Genomic DNA, 1,112 nt, shown 5'->3' on the forward strand with positions numbered 1-1,112 from the left:
ATGGCTTGTCGATTTGTCGCCGTTTACGCCACGCCAATAACATGTTGCCAATTCTGATGCTGACAGCAAAAGGTGACGAGGTTGACCGTATTGTTGGTTTGGAAGTTGGTGCGGACGATTACCTACCTAAACCGTTCAACCCGCGTGAACTACTCGCTCGTATTAAAGCGGTTTTACGTCGCCAAACGGTTGAGCTACCGGGTGCGCCAAGTACAGAAGAAAAAGTGGTCGAGTTTGGTGAGTTTCGTTTGAATCTCGGCACGCGTGAAATGTTCCGTGGTGATGAGGCGATGCCATTAACATCGGGTGAATTTGCGGTGTTGAAATCACTGGTAACCAACGCGCGTGAGCCAATGTCGCGTGATAAGCTGATGAATATGGCGCGTGGTCGTGAATACTCGGCGATGGAGCGTTCTATCGACGTACAAATTTCTCGTCTACGCCGCATGCTGGAAGACGATCCGAGCAAACCTCGCTACATCCAGACCGTATGGGGTTTAGGTTACGTATTTGTCCCAGACGGTAAAGAGTCGTAACTCTTACTCGCTTAACCGGCAATCGGTTTTTAAAACTTCGGCCATCAAATTTCCTTCTTATTTGGTGGCCGAGGTTTTCGCAATTAGGGTCATCAGGAAATTTCCATGCGAATCCGAAGTTCACTGACACAATCTATTCTACTGTTCATCTCCTTGCTTCTCGCTAGCCAAGTCTTTTCTTATTACGCCGTTTTTAACTACGCGTTGATGCCAAGCCTGCAACAGTTCAACAAAATTCTCGCTCACGAACTGAATCTGGTTCTCGATGAAGATGGCCCGCTAAAATCGGATGCACCATTGCGTCGCCAGTTATTAGAAAGGTTGGGCGTGACAGTTCACAGCATCAACAGCGAGAAGGCGGTTGAGTTTAACCATGCGATGTCGATTGATTTGATGTCGGAGGAAATGACTCAAGAGCTAGGCTCACCAACCGAAGTACGCCTGCTGCTAGGTAGTGAAAGCTACATTTTGTGGATGCACATCGAGAAGCTGCCCAATTCCATTATTCGCATCCCGCTGTCTGAGCTGCAAGAAGAGGACTTTGCGCCGCTATTTCGTAACAGCCTGATCATGGCG

The 1,112-nt window shown here is 48.4% G+C and carries 1 protein-coding gene and 1 pseudogene; both read left to right on the forward strand.

The genetic code is table 11. The features are described from left to right. Window positions 1–56 precede the first annotated feature (56 nt). A complete protein-coding gene (locus tag R7Q47_RS25995) occupies window positions 57–536 on the forward strand; it encodes a winged helix-turn-helix domain-containing protein (RefSeq protein ID WP_411912888.1) in 480 nt (159 codons plus the stop codon). A gap of 105 nt (window positions 537–641) precedes the next feature. After that, window positions 642–1,112 (forward strand): annotated as a pseudogene (envZ, locus tag R7Q47_RS26000) (two-component system sensor histidine kinase EnvZ); the annotation flags it as partial.

It is taken from the genome of Vibrio sp. Vb0349, assembly GCF_033338975.1.